A 14,253-nucleotide genomic window follows, 5' to 3' on the forward strand; every position below is an offset into this window, starting at 1 on the left:
CAATCCCCGCCGCCCGGACCTTTCCGGGCTTTCGAACCGGCTTCCTTTTGAGAACACCACCATGAACGCACTGATTTCCGTTTCCGACAAAACCGGCATCCTCGAATTCGCGCAGGCGCTGCACGCCCTGGGCATCAAGCTGCTGTCCACCGGCGGCACGGCCAAGCTGCTGGCCGACGCCGGCCTGCCGGTGACCGAGGTGGCCGACCACACCGGTTTTCCGGAAATGCTGGACGGCCGCGTCAAGACCCTGCACCCCAAGATCCACGGCGGGCTGCTGGCCCGGCGCGACGTGCCCGAGCACATGGCGGCGCTGGCCACCCACGGCATAGACACCATAGACCTGCTGGTGGTCAACCTCTACCCCTTTGAGTCCACCGTGGCCAAACCCGGCTGCACGCTGGAAGACGCGATCGAGAACATCGACATCGGCGGCCCGGCCATGGTGCGTTCCGCCGCCAAGAACTGGAAGGACGTCGGCGTGCTGACCGACGCTTCGCAGTACGCGGGTGTGCTCGCCGAACTGAAAGCCGGCGGCAAGCTCAGCGACAAGACCAAGTTCGCCCTGTCGGTGGCCGCCTTCAACCGCATCAGCCAGTACGACGGCGCCATCAGCGACTACCTCTCCGGCATCCAGGCCGACGGCAGCCACGGCATGTTCCCCGGCCAGGCCAACGGCCGCTTCATCAAGGTGCAGGACCTGCGCTACGGTGAAAACTCGCACCAGCAGGCGGCGCTGTACCGCGACCTGTATCCCGCGCCCGGCTCGCTGGTCACGGCCAAACAGCTGCAGGGCAAGGAACTTTCGTACAACAACATTGCCGACGCCGACGCCGCCTGGGAATGCGTCAAGAGCTTCGACCTCATCAAGGACGGCGCTGCCTGCGTGATCGTCAAGCACGCCAACCCCTGCGGCGTGGCCGTGGGCAAGGACGGCCTGGAGGCCTACAGCAAGGCCTTCAAGACCGACCCGACCTCGGCCTTCGGCGGCATCATCGCCCTCAATTGCCCGCTTGACGAGCGCGCCGCTCAGCAGATTTCAAAGCAGTTCGTCGAAGTGCTGATGGCGCCCGCCTTCACGCCCGAGGCGCTGGAAGTCTTCAAGAGCAAGGTCAATGTGCGCATCCTGCAGATAGACCTGCCGCCCGGCGGCGATACCGCCTGGAAACAGGGCCGCAACCTGATGGACGTCAAGCGCGTGGGTTCGGGCCTCTTGATGCAGACCGCCGACAACCACGAGCTGGCCATAGGCGACCTCAAGGTCGTCAGCAAGCTGCAGCCCACACAGGAACAGCTGCACGACATGCTGTTTGCCTGGAAGGTCGCGAAATACGTCAAGTCCAACGCCATCGTGTTCTGCGCCGACGGCATGACCCTGGGCGTGGGCGCCGGCCAGATGAGCCGCATCGACTCGGCCCGCATCGCCTCCATCAAAGCCGCCAACGGCGGCCTGACCCTGCAGGGCTCGGCAGTCGCGAGCGACGCCTTTTTCCCCTTCCGCGACGGCCTGGACGTGGTGGTGGACGCCGGCGCAACCTGCGTGATCCAGCCCGGCGGCAGCATGCGGGATGATGAAGTCATTGCCGCCGCGAATGAGCGCGAGGTGGTGATGGTGTTGACGGGCGTCAGGCACTTCCGTCACTGAGTTTGAGGAGACCCGGCTTTCAATCCGGGTCTCGGCTTCGCCGCCAGGAGCGGCGCAGCCGGCTCAGCCCGCGGCGAAAAACTTCGCCGCCGCATCCACCGTCGCGTCGATATCCGCCGCCGTGTGTGCTGAGCTGACGAAGCCCGCTTCATACAGCGCAGGCGCGTAATAAACCCCACTCTCCAGCATCGCGTGGAAGAAGCGGTTGAACGACGGCCCGTCGGTGGTCATCACCGTGGCGTAGTTCTGCGGCAATTGCCCCAGCAGGAAAAAGCCGAACATGCCGCCTTCGCTGTCGCCGCAAAACGGCACGCCGGCCTTGGCGGCCGCCCGGGTGAGGCCTGCAACCAGGCTGCGGGTGCGTTCGCCCAAGGCTTCGTAAAAACCGGGTTTGGCGATTTCGCGCAGCGTCGCCAGGCCGCAGGCGGTGGCGACGGGGTTGCCTGAGAGCGTGCCGGCCTGGTAGACCGGGCCCAGGGGGGCAAGCTGCTCCATCACGGCGCGGGTGCCGCCAAAGGCCGCCAGCGGCATGCCGCCGCCTATGACCTTGCCCATGACCGTCATGTCGGGCTTGAAGCCGGGAATGCCGCGGGCGTAGACGCTTTGCGCGCCGCCCAGGGCCACGCGAAAACCGGTCATGACTTCGTCGAACACCAGCAGCGCGCCATGCTGTGTGCACAGTTCGCGGCAGCGCTTCATGAAAGGCAGGCTGGCGCGCACGAAGTTCATGTTGCCGGCGATGGGTTCAATCATCAGGCAGGCGATGTCCTTGCCGTGCAAGGCAAAGGCCTCTTCGAGCTGCGCCAGGTGGTTGTATTCGAGCACCAGGGTGTGCTGTACCACCTCGGGTGGAACGCCGGCGCTGGTCGGGTTGCCGAAGGTGGCCAGGCCAGAGCCAGCCTTGACCAGCAGGGCGTCGGCATGGCCGTGGTAACAGCCCTCGAACTTGATGATCTTGCTGCGGCCGGTGGCGCCGCGCGCCAGACGGATGGCGCTCATGGCTGCTTCCGTGCCCGAGCTGACCAGCCGCACCATTTCGAGCGAAGGCACGAGCCGCACGATTTCTTCGGCCAGTTCGACCTCGCGCTCGGTGGGCGCGCCGTAGGAAAAGCCCTCCAGCGCGGCATTTTGCACGGCCTCAAGCACCGCCGGGTGGCCGTGGCCCAGGATCATGGGGCCCCAGGAACCGATGTAGTCGATGTAGCGTTTGCCGTCGGCATCCCAGAAGTAGGCGCCCTGCGCGCGCTGCACGAAGCGCGGCGTGCCGCCCACGGCCTTGAAGGCCCGGACCGGGGAATTGACCCCGCCGGGGATCAGCTTTTTGGCGCGTTCAAAGAGGGCATCGTTGCGGGAGGCGGCCTGGGGCGTTGCGGGCTTAGTGTTTTGTGGTTCCATTGGGGGGCAGGTCAAGAGAGGGTTTGGACGTCAGCTCGACGTCGTCGTTGGCATCGCCCGCTTCTTCCCCGGATTCGTCGTCTTCGGGGTCAACGTCGGCCTGCGCCCAGAACAGGCGGTCCGGCACGATATTGCCCATGCCGGGGTGAAAACCGGCGTCCAGGCTGTGGTCCAGGAAGGTCAGGGCTTCGGCGGTGGCCGCCTGCAGGTCGTGGCCGTTGGCCAGCAGGGCCGAGAGCGCGGCGGACAGGGTGTCGCCGGCGCCGGCGAACACGGCCTCGAAGCGCTCGAATTTTTCGCTGTAAAGCACTGCCTGCGGCGTGGCCAGCACGTTGTCGATGAACTGGTCGGGCATGGGAACGCCGGTGACCAGGGTGTAGGGCACGCCGAGGTCGGCGGCGGCTTTGGCGATGTCGCGGGCCGTGGGATTGCGCTCGCCGGGCCAGTCGGGCAGCAGCCAGCGCCACAGGCTGCTGTGGTTGCCGACCAACACCGTGGTTTGCGGCAGCATCAGCTCGCGAAAGGCGTCCAGATAGCTGTCGATCTCGCTTTCTTCCCACCAGGAGAGGTTGGGCATGTAGGCGATCAGCGGCACATCGGCATAATCCGAGGCGATTTCGGCGATGGTGGAGATGTTTTCGGGGCTGCCGACAAAGCCGACCTTGATGGCCGACACCGGCATGTCTTCCAGCGCCGAGCGGGCCTGGTCTGTTACAGCTTCTTCATCGAAGGCGAAGTGGTCGAAGATTTCGGCCGTATCGCGCACATAGGCGCCTGTTACAACCGCCAGCGCATGCGCGCCGGCCGAGGTGATGGAAGCGATATCCGCCGTCAGCCCGCCGGCTCCGCTGGGGTCGTTGGCATTGAATGTCATGACGCAGGCCGGAGATGCGTCGGTGTCCTCGATTTGGAGCTGTCGGCTGTCCAGTTGAGGTGTTTTGGGGTTTGCCATAGGCTGCGATTTTGCCTTGTACGCGAATAAGCAACGCCGCCTCGATACAATTGTTGCATTCTATTCGAAGGCAACTTAAGCTGTGACTCAATCAACGACGTGGATGTGTTTAATTTGTGGCTGGATTTACGACGAAGCTGCCGGCGCGCCCGAACATGGCATTGCTCCCGGGACGCCATGGGCCCAAGTGCCCATGAACTGGACCTGCCCCGAATGCGGCGCGCGCAAGGAAGACTTTGAAATGGTTCAGATCTAAAAATGTCCGGATACCAGCCTGGACAATCGCAGACCGGCGCCGGCCGCCGGTGTCTGCAACATGAGGAGCATAGGCAGTGAGCATTCCCAGTTCCGGACTGAAGGTTTTGGTCATCGATGACAGCAACACCATCCGGCGTAGCGCCGAGATATTCCTGAAGCAGGGCGGGCATGAAGTGCTGTTGGCCGAAGATGGGTTTGATGCCCTTTCCAAGGTCAACGACTACGAGCCCCACCTGATCTTCTGCGACATCTTGATGCCCCGCCTCGACGGCTATCAAACCTGTGCGATTATCAAGCGCAATGTGAAGTTTTCCAACGTTCCCATTGTGATGCTGTCCTCCAAGGACGGCGTTTTCGACAAGGCACGCGGTCGCATGGTGGGCTCTCAAGACTACCTGACCAAGCCTTTTACCAAAGATCAGCTGCTGCAGACCGTTCAGGAACTCGGCAGCGCCAAACAAGGAGTAGTGTGATGGCAATCAAGAAAATACTGGTAGTTGACGACTCCAAAACCGAATTGATGTTTCTGACCGATCTGCTGGTCAAGAACGGTTTCACGGTCAAAACTGCTGAAAATGCGGAAGATGCGTTCAGGCGCCTCGCAGAAGACAAACCCGAGCTGATCCTCATGGATGTGGTGATGCCGGGCCAGAACGGCTTCCAGCTCACGCGCGCCATCACGCGCGACCCGCTGTACTCCGACATCCCCATCATGATGTGCACCAGCAAGAACCAGGAAACCGACCGGGTCTGGGGCATGCGCCAGGGCGCCCGCGACTACATCACCAAACCGGTGGATGCGGATGAGTTGATGGCCAAGATCAAGGCCCTCGGCTGATTTACGGCGTAAAACCAAAGCATGGCGAACAGACAAGCCCTTAGAGAACTACAAACCCGGCTGGCCGACAGGTTGCAGATTGCGCGTACGCAAGGCGTTGCCGCGTCCTGGCTGGCCGTGGAAGCGGGCGGGAAAAAGTACCTGTTTCCCCTGAGCCAGTCCGGTGAAATTTTCCCCTGGGTCAACACGCAGCCTGTTCCGTACACGCAAAACTGGTTCGCCGGTGTTGCCAACCTGCGGGGGGGCCTGTTCGGCGTGGTGGACCTCGCCAGCTACGTGAGCGGCCAGGCACCTCCCCCCAAAAATGAACTCGCGCGCACCGACTCCCGCCTTGTGGCGCTCAACAGCGCGCTGGAAGTCAACTGCGCGCTGCTGATCGACAAGCTCTCCGGGCTGCGCAACCAGGACGCGTTCAGCGATTTCTCCGAAAAAGCGCCCGACGCGCCCGATTTCTTTGGCAACCAGTATGTCGACCTTAACGGCGCGACCTGGCAGGAAATCAACCTTCAGTTGCTTGCACAGCAAGCGCATTTTTTGACGATAGGCGCATAGCGCACACTGTTTCTCCCCGGAAGGCTCACCATGTCTGTTATTGAAAATATCCAGAAGCTGTTTAAAACAAAGTCCGTCCAGCCCGAGGACAGCATGGACATGGCTTCCGTCGGCACGCCGGACCCCCTGGCGACCGGCGCCATGGATGAAGCCTCCCTGCAGACCGCCGCGGTGCGGCAGGCGGACGGCAATGATGATGCGTTTGGCTCCAGCCGCATCGCGAGCGCCGAGGAATCGGCATCCGTCGCCAATCCCGAGCTCCTGAGCCTGCCCCTGCTGGGTCGCAAGACCATGGGCCAGCACCAGCGGATTCTGGTGTTTTTCCTGGCGGTGTCGGTGGCGGTGCTGGGTACGGTGACCTTCCTGGCGCTGAACCAGGCGGACAAAGTGGCTCAGCAGGTGGCGGCAACCGGCCAGTCCCTGATGCAGTCGCAGCGTCTGGCGAAATCGGTGTCACAGGCGCTGGTGGGTAGCGCCCAGGCCTTCCCCGACGTGCGCGAAAGCTCCGACGTGCTGGCTAAAACCGTGCGCGGCCTGAAGGCCGGTGAAGACAGCCTGCGCCTGGCGCCGGTGAGCGAAGACCTGCAGCCCGACGTGGAAAAGGTCACCCCTTTCATGGAACGCGCCGAAAAGAACGCCAAGACCGTGATGGGACAGCAAAACATTCTGACGCAGGTGGGTAACGCTCTGCGTACCATCAACCGCCAGTCTTCGGACCTGCTGGAAATCGCCGAAACCGTGTCCTCGCTCAAGCTCCAGCAGAATGCGGCGCCTGCCGAAATTTCCGCCTCCGGCCAGCTGGTGATGTTGACCCAGCGTATCGGTAAGTCCGCCAACGAATTCCTGACCATGGAGGGTGTGAGCCCCGAAGCCGTGTTCCTGCTGGGTAAGGACTTGAACTCCTTCAAGGAAATCGCCCAGGGCCTGCAGGAAGGCAGCCCCGAACTGCGCCTGGCCGGCTCCAAGGACCCGCAAACCCGCGAACGCCTCGAGGCCCTGATGGCGCTCTACGAGCAAACGCGTGTGCAGGCCGGCGCCATTCTGGGTAACTTGCAGGGCCTGGTGTCCGCCCGTGAAGCACAGTCCTCCATCATTGCCGACAGCGAGCCGCTGCGCCGGGGCCTGGAAGACCTGCAGAGCAAGCTGTCCTCGCAGACCGGCCTGGGCGCCACCGCCCTGACGACCCTGGTGGTCGCCGCCGTCTTCGCACTGCTGTGCGCTGCGGGGCTGGCCAAACTGCAGGTGGAGGACAGCAAGCAGCGCCAGGCCGTTGCTGAAACCCAGCGGCAGGAAGCAAAAGGGCAGGAACAGGATGCCAAGCGCGTCAACGACGCCAACCAGGCCGCCATTTTGCGTTTGATGAATGAGTTGCAGACAGTGGCTGAAGGCGATTTGACGCAGGAAGCCACCGTGACCGAGGACATCACCGGCGCTATCGCCGACTCGGTGAACTACACGGTGGAAGAGTTGCGGCAGCTGGTGGGTAACGTGCAGAACACGGCAACACGCGTGGCGCAAACGACGGCCCAGGTGGAAAGTACTTCCACCGAACTGCTGGCGGCCTCCACCGAACAGCTGCGCGAGATTCGCGAAACCGGCCAGTCGGTGCTCGACATGGCATCCCGAATCAATGAAGTGTCCACGCAGGCGCAGGAATCTTCCCAGGTGGCGCGCCAATCGCTGACCGCTGCAGAATCCGGCCTGCAGGCCGTGCAGAACGCCATCGGCGGTATGAACTCCATCCGCGACCAGATCCAGGAAACCTCCAAGCGGATCAAACGACTGGGTGAATCGTCCCAGGAGATTGGTGAAATTACCGAGCTGATCTCGGACATTACCGAACAGACCAACGTGCTGGCGCTGAACGCGGCCATCCAGGCGGCGTCAGCCGGTGAAGCCGGACGAGGCTTCTCGGTGGTTGCGGAAGAAGTGCAGCGACTGGCTGAACGCTCCGCGGACGCCACGCGCCAGATTTCGGCCCTGGTGAAAGCCATTCAGACCGACACCCAGGATGCCGTGGCCGCTATGGAACGCTCCACGCAGGGTGTGGTGGAAGGGGCCAAACTGTCCGATAACGCGGGTACCGCGCTGACCGAGATTGACCAGGTGTCACGCCGCCTCGCTGACCTGATTGAGCAGATTTCCAACTCCGCCTCCCGCGAAGCCGCTTCGGCCAACGTGGTGGCCGGCAATATCCAGCACATTTTCGCGGTGACGGAGCAAACCGGAGAAGGTACCCGTTCCACGGCGCAGCAGGTGCGCGATCTTTCCCGCATGGCTGAAGAGCTGCGCCAATCGGTGTCCCGATTCAAGATCGCCTGATGCTGATGCCTGTTTGCCCGTCGTGCGCTGACCGCCGCCTTAGCCTCTGACACCGATTCCAGAACCGGCCCGCTATTTATGCAATCCAACGTCCCGAACTCAACCGCTACCGAGCTCGATCTTGCCGTCAACGATCTAGGCCCTCTCGCATGGGTGCTTGACGAGCTTCGCAAGTCGCTCGATGGCGCTGCCAAGGCGCTCAAGCGTTTCGTGCGGGATGCCGAAGCTGCTCGCGGCTCCGACCTCGCGGCGGTGGATGCCAGCCAGCTGCGGATTGCCCGCCAGCAACTGCACCAGGCGGTGGGCGCGCTCGAGATGGTGGGCCTGGCCGGCCCCGCGCTGGTGCTGCGCGCGATGGAAGCGGCGGTGCAGAAGTTCGTGCAACAGCCCGAGCAATGCAACCAGGAAGCCGCCGGCAAGATCGAACGGGCCAGCTTTGCCCTGACCGAATACCTCGAAGGTGTGCTGGCCGACAAGCCGATCTCGGCCGTGTCCCTGTTCCCCCAATACCGCGACGTGCAGGAATTGCTGCGCGCCGACCGCATCCATCCCGCGGACCTCTGGCCTTTCGAGTGGCGCTGGCTGGAGCCCGAACTGGCGGCCGCCAGCGAGCCGCGCAACTACGACGACAGCGCGCGCGCCGTGCTGGACCAGTCGGTGCTGCAGATCATGAAGGGCAAGGCGCCGCAAGCCGCCAAAAGCCTCAGAGAACTCAGCCTCGGATTCGCCGCTCGGCAGGCCGACCGCCAGCCCCGCATCTTCTGGAAGATTGCCGCGGCTTACTTTGAAGCGGTCGCCAACGACTTGCTCGGCTCGGACCTGTACGTCAAACGCGCAGCTTCCCGCGTCCTGATGCAGTACGCCTCGCTGGCCAAAGGCGACAGCTCCGTTTCCGATCGCCTGGCGCAAGACCTGCTGTTTTTCTGCTCTCAGGCGGTCTCCGCGCGCGCCAGCGACACACCGGTGCTGTCGGCCGTGCGCTCCGCCTACGGCCTGAACCGCTTCAAGCCTGTCGACTACGAACTCGTCCAGTTCGGGCGGTTCGATCCGGCCCTGCTGGCCCAGGCGCGCAAGCGCATCACCTCGGCCAAAGAAACCTGGTCGGCGCTGTCCGCCGGCGACGCCAACAAATTCAAGTCGGTCAGCGACCAGTTCAGCCTGGTGACCGATTCCCTGCTCAAGCTCCATCCGCCCAGCGAGCCGCTGGCGCAGGCCCTGAGCAAGGCAGTCGAGACAGTGGTGCGCTCGGGCCAGGCCCCCGGCATCGAACTGGCCATGGAAGTGGCCACCTCGGTGCTATACCTGGAAGCCGCGTTCGACGACCTGGATCCCAACGACCCGCAACTGGCGGTGCGCACGGCCAACCTCGCGGAGCGCCTGGAAGGCGTGCGGGCCGGCGGGCAACCCCAGCCGCTGGAAGGCTGGATGGAAGAGCTATACCGCCGTGTCAGCGACAAGCAGACCATGGGCAGCGTGGTCGGCGAATTGCGTGTCTCCCTGGGCGAGCTCGAAAAATCGCTGGACGTGTTCTTCCGCAATCCGCAGGACAAGGTGACGCTTCAGGCGGTTCCCGGGCAGCTGTCGCAGATGCGCGGCGTGTTGTCCGTGCTGGGCCTGGACCAGGCCTCGCACGCGGTGCTGCGCATGCGCGACAGCGTCGAGCAGATGTTGGTCACCGAAATCGACGAGCAGCAGGCGCGTGCCGCTGGCACGTTTGAGCACCTGGGCAACAACCTGGGCGCCCTGAGCTTTCTGATCGACATGCTGAACTACCAGCCCGCGCTGGCGAAGAAGCTGTTTGTCTATGACGACCAGAAGGGCGAGCTCAGGCCGCTCATGGGACGTGTGCAGAATGCGGCGAGCGCCGCTTCGGCCGTCAGCGTCAGCAGCGACATGCTGTCCCAGGAAGTCATCGCCGTGGTGCAGGATGCCGGCCAGGGCGAAGCCGAGGCCAGCCTCACCATCAAGCTCGACACGCTGGCGACCCACGCGGCGCTGGCCGAACAGCCCGCCCTGGCGCAAACCGCCCGCGAGGCTGCTGTGGCCGTATCGGCCAGCGATGCCGACGCCGCCGCCACCGCGCTCACGACGCTGGCGTTCACCGTGACGCCGGCACCGGCCGCGCCTGAACCGGCGGCCGAATCCGACGACTTTGAAGAAGACGACCTGCGCGACATCTTCCTGGAGGAAGCGCGCGAAGTGATAGGCAATGGCCGAGAAGCCCTGGCCGCGCTGGCCACCGATCCGGCCGACGTTTCGCAGCTCACCGTGCTGCGGCGCGCTTTCCACACCCTCAAGGGCAGCTCGCGCATGGTGGGGCTCAACGAGTTCGGTGAAGCCGCCTGGTCGCTGGAGCAGATGCTCAATACCTGGCTGGCTGACCAGAAGGCCACCACCGACGAGTTCAGGGCCCTGTCCAGCGAGGCCATGAGCGGCTTCGCCGACTGGATCGCCGACATCGCCGCCAACAAGGACGGCGCCTGGTCCGCATCGGTCTTCCGCGCCAGCGCCGATGCCATGCGCACCGAAGGCCGCTACGTGCCGCTGGTGCTGGGCGCCAAGGCGGCTGCGGCCGTTCCCGACGCCGCCCCACCGGCCGCCGTCGCCGAGCCAGCAGCGCCCGCCGCCGAGGCCTTCTCCCTGCCTGATTTGGAACTGGACGCCGGTGCGCCCGAAGCCGCAAGCGTGGCACCCGCCGAGGCGCCGGCAGCCCTCAACGACCTGGACTTTGACCTGGTATTTGGCGACGCTGCCGCGCCGGCCAAGCCCGCCGAGCCGGTGAGCGAACCCGCGGCCGAGATTGCGGGCATCGATTTTGACAGCCTGTCGGCGATTTCCGGCGATGCCGCTGTTCCGGCGGCCGAGACTGCACCGGTGGTCGAGCTGGACAGTGCGGAAGCCATAGAGCTGTCCGACGCCGACTTCGACAAGCATTTCCATGCCGAAGCGGCCGAGCCCGCCAAAGCCGACTTGGCCGACGATCTGAATTTCGACTTCTCGGCCACGCCGCCGCAAGCCGCCGTGAGCGAACCTGCTCCCAGCCTGCCGCAGGTCGAGGCGCTTGATGCCCTGGACCGCGTCGAGGCCACCGACAGCGCGATGTCGGCCGAGGGCGGCGATGAACAGGTCAAGGTCATAGGCGCTTTGCGCATCAGCATCCCGCTCTACAACGTTTACCTCAACGAGGCCGACGAATGGTCGCGCCGGTTGGTCACGGAAGTGGCCGAATGGTCGCTGGAGCGTAACCAGCCGGTCAGCGATTCCACCGTGGCCCTGGCGCACTCCCTGGCCGGCAGTTCCGCCACGGTCGGGTTCGACGCCCTTTCCGAGATGGCCCGCGCGCTGGAACAGGCCTTGCAGCAATCCCGCGCGCATCACCGCAATGGCGCCGCCAAGTACGGCCAGGTGTTTGTGGATGCGGCGGAAGATATTCGCCGGCTGTTGCACCAGTTTGCCGCCGGCTTCCTCAAGGAGCCGGATGCCGGCGTTCTTGATCGCCTCAAGCAGCTTGATTTCTCCGACTCGGTCCTGCCGCCAGGCACCGATTTTTCTGAGTACGATTTTGAGTCCGAGTCCGTCCTGCCCCAGGAGCTGGCCGTGGAGCCCGAGCCCATGCCGGAACCCGAGCCCGAACCGGTGGTGATGCAGGCCGTCGAAGAAGCTCCGCTTATCGAGGTGCCGGCGCCTGCGCCCGCACCGGCGCCAGCGCCCGTGCAGGCCGCACCCGTGCCGCCGCCCCTCGCGTTTGCCGCTCCCCCTGTGGCCGTTGCGCCGCCGGTGCGCTTGGTCACGCCGGCGCCCGCGGCCCAGAACTTCGAGGACGAAGAGGACGAGGAAATCGACGCCGTCGATGCCATCGACCCCGACCTGTTCCCGATTTTTGAGGAAGAAGGCGCCGAACTCATGCCCCAGCTGGGCGGCGCCCTGCGGCAGTGGTCCGCCCGGCCCGATAACCAGGGTGCGCGCATGGAAGTGCTGCGCGCGCTCCACACGCTCAAGGGCAGCGCCCGGCTCGCCGGCGCCCTGCGCCTTGGTGAAATGGCGCACCGGATTGAATCCGAAATCGAGTTCCTCGGCTCCGACGCCGCGGCCTCGGCGGAGTTCGACGCTCTGATCAACCGTTTTGACGCGATGGAAGCCGCGTTCGAAGCGCTGCGCAACGCCGATGCGGCGGCGGCCGCCGCGCCTGTGCAGTTGGCTCCCCTTGTCGCTGCGCAGCCTGAGCCCGTTTCCGCGCCGGTGCAAGCCGCCGCAAAGCCCGACGCTCCCGAGGCCGCCGCGGAAAGCCCCGCTCCTGCCGCGGGCGGTTCCCGCAAGCTCTCCGTGCCGGCGCCGCAGGCCATGGCCATGCAGCCCTTGCGGCAAGCGGCCAACGCCTCGATACGCGTGCGTTCCCAGCTGCTGGACCGCATGGTCAACCAGGCTGGTGAGGTCATGATCACGCGCTCGCGCCTGGAGGCCGAGCTCAGCCAGCTGCGCGGTTCGCTTAACGACATGAGCGGTAACTTGAACCGCTTGCGCCAGCAGCTGCGCGACATCGAACTGCAAGCCGAAACCCAGATGCAGTCGCGCCTGGCGCAGGCCAAAGAGGCTCAGGCCGGGTTCGACCCGCTCGAGTTCGACCGTTTCACGCGCGTGCAGGAATTGACCCGCATGATGGCCGAATCCGTGAACGACGTGGCGACCGTGCAGCGCACCTTGCAGCGCACGGTGGAAGCCACCGAGGACGACTTGATCGCCCAGGCCCGCCAGACCCGCGAACTGCAGCGCGACCTGCTGCGCACGCGCATGGTGGAGTTTGAAGGCATCTCCGAGCGCCTGTACCGCGTGGTGCGCCAGGCCTCCAAGGAAACCGGCAAGCAGGTGAAGCTGGACCTGCTGGGCGGCACCATCGAGATGGACCGCGGCATGCTGGACCGCATGACCCCCGCCTTCGAACACCTGCTGCGCAACTGCGTGGCCCACGGCATTGAAAGCACCGAGGTTCGCACCAACGCAGGCAAGGACCCGGTCGGCGTGATCACCGTCCACCTGCGCCAGGAAGGCAATGACGTGTCGGTCGATTTCAGCGATGATGGCGCCGGCCTGAACCTGCACCGCATCCGCGAAAAAGCCGTCAGCCTCGGCATGATCGCGCCGGACCAGGCCATTGAAGACAGCGACGCCGCCAACCTGATTTTTATGCCCGGTTTCTCCACCGCGGCGCAGGTGACCGAACTGGCCGGCCGAGGCATCGGCATGGACGTGGTCCGCTCCGAGGTCAACTCGCTGGGCGGCCGGATTGAAACCTCCACGGTGGCCGGTAAAGGCACCCACTTCAAGCTGGTGTTGCCGCTGACCACGGCCGTGACGCAGGTGGTGATGATTCGCGCCGGCAACCTCTCGGTGGGCGTGCCCGCCAACGTGGTGGAAACCGTGCGCCGCGCCTCCGCCAAGGAGCTGCAGCAGGCCTACAACACCGGTACGTTGGAGATCGCCGGCGAAACCATGCCTTTCTTCTGGTCGGGCGCCCTGCTGCAGGCTTCGCAGCACAGCGGTGAAGTCCAGGGCAAGACCACGCCTGTCGTGGTGTTCCGAAGCGCCGCGCAGCGCATTGCGCTGCACGTCGATGAAGTTCTGGGCAACCAGGAAGTTGTGGTGAAGAACCTCGGGCCGCAGCTGTCGCGCCTGCCCGGCCTGGCCGGCATGTCCGTGCTGGCTTCCGGCGCGGTGGTGCTGATCTACAACCCGGTGGCGCTGGCCTCGGTGTATGGCCAGCAGGCCCGCGCCTGGAGCACCGACCGCGCCGAGCCGCACATGCTCGAAGGATCGGGCGCCATGGCGGCAAGCGCCGCCACGGGCACAGCTACCGGCAGCGTCGTGAAAGCGCCGGCCCTCCCTGCCGCGCCTCAGATCCCGCTGATCCTGGTGGTCGACGACTCCATCACGGTTCGCCGCGTCACGCAGCGCCTGCTGCAGCGTGAAGGTTACCGCGTCACCCTGGCGGCCGACGGCCTGCAAGCGCTTGAACGCCTGCAGGAAGAGCGGCCGGCGGTGGTGCTGTCGGACATCGAAATGCCGCGCATGGACGGCTTCGACCTGGCGCGCAACATCCGCGGCGATGTGCGCCTGAACAACCTGCCCATCATCATGATCACGTCGCGCATCGCTGAAAAGCATCGCGAACACGCCAAGGAACTCGGCGTCGACCACTACCTGGGCAAGCCGTTCTCGGAAGAAGAGCTGATGAGCCTGGTGCGGCACTACTGCGCCGCCGAGACGGCAATCTCCGCCTGACCTTGCAGCCGCTCT

9 protein-coding genes are annotated in these 14,253 nt (G+C 64.8%); 7 read left to right on the top strand and 2 right to left on the bottom strand.

The annotated features are described in order from the left end of the window. Nucleotides 1–61 precede the first annotated feature (61 nt). Complete coding sequence (gene purH / locus BLQ85_RS09735) at nt 62–1,645, top strand: bifunctional phosphoribosylaminoimidazolecarboxamide formyltransferase/IMP cyclohydrolase (RefSeq protein ID WP_074576301.1); 1,584 nt, start codon at nt 62–64, stop codon at nt 1,643–1,645. Between the two features lie 63 nt (nt 1,646–1,708). On the opposite strand, the gene hemL is transcribed toward purH, so the two are convergent. Together hemL and BLQ85_RS09745 are read right to left on the bottom strand one after the other, a co-directional pair. After that, the gene (gene hemL / locus BLQ85_RS09740) at nt 1,709–3,040 is read right to left on the bottom strand and encodes a glutamate-1-semialdehyde 2,1-aminomutase (protein ID WP_074576303.1); all 1,332 of its coding nucleotides are present in this window, start codon (nt 3,038–3,040) and stop codon (nt 1,709–1,711) included. Continuing rightward, nucleotides 3,021–3,992 (bottom strand): bifunctional hydroxymethylpyrimidine kinase/phosphomethylpyrimidine kinase, encoded by a 972-nt coding sequence (locus BLQ85_RS09745; RefSeq protein ID WP_074576306.1) that lies wholly within the window; start codon nt 3,990–3,992, stop codon nt 3,021–3,023. The genes hemL and BLQ85_RS09745 overlap by 20 nt, the downstream gene beginning before the upstream one ends. Nucleotides 3,993–4,074: 82 nt before the next feature. Here BLQ85_RS09745 and BLQ85_RS09750 point away from each other — a divergent pair, with 82 nt between their 5' ends. The 6 genes from BLQ85_RS09750 to BLQ85_RS09775 all read left to right on the top strand — a co-directional run bounded on the left by BLQ85_RS09750 (nt 4,075) and on the right by BLQ85_RS09775 (nt 14,238). Further along, nucleotides 4,075–4,248: a rubredoxin gene (locus BLQ85_RS09750; RefSeq protein ID WP_074576308.1), complete on the top strand. Its 174-nt coding sequence runs from the start codon at nt 4,075–4,077 to the stop codon at nt 4,246–4,248. Nucleotides 4,249–4,324: 76 nt separating this feature from the next. Continuing rightward, the gene (locus BLQ85_RS09755) at nt 4,325–4,723 is read left to right on the top strand and encodes a response regulator (protein WP_007864980.1); all 399 of its coding nucleotides are present in this window, start codon (nt 4,325–4,327) and stop codon (nt 4,721–4,723) included. Then, nucleotides 4,723–5,088: a response regulator transcription factor gene (locus BLQ85_RS09760; RefSeq protein WP_007864987.1), complete on the top strand. Its 366-nt coding sequence runs from the start codon at nt 4,723–4,725 to the stop codon at nt 5,086–5,088. Before BLQ85_RS09755 ends, BLQ85_RS09760 begins: the two co-directional genes overlap by 1 nt. A gap of 21 nt (nt 5,089–5,109) precedes the next feature. After that, nucleotides 5,110–5,640, top strand: coding sequence for a chemotaxis protein CheW (locus BLQ85_RS09765; RefSeq protein ID WP_007864988.1), 531 nt, complete (start codon nt 5,110–5,112; stop codon nt 5,638–5,640). Between the two features lie 30 nt (nt 5,641–5,670). Further along, nucleotides 5,671–7,962, top strand: a complete 2,292-nt coding sequence (locus tag BLQ85_RS09770) for a methyl-accepting chemotaxis protein (protein WP_074576310.1) — start codon at nt 5,671–5,673, stop codon at nt 7,960–7,962. Between the two features lie 78 nt (nt 7,963–8,040). Next, nucleotides 8,041–14,238 (top strand): hybrid sensor histidine kinase/response regulator, encoded by a 6,198-nt coding sequence (locus tag BLQ85_RS09775; RefSeq protein WP_074576312.1) that lies wholly within the window; start codon nt 8,041–8,043, stop codon nt 14,236–14,238. Nucleotides 14,239–14,253: the final 15 nt, after the last annotated feature.

Source organism: Polaromonas sp. JS666 (assembly GCF_900103405.1).
Taxonomy (GTDB): domain Bacteria; phylum Pseudomonadota; class Gammaproteobacteria; order Burkholderiales; family Burkholderiaceae_C; genus Polaromonas.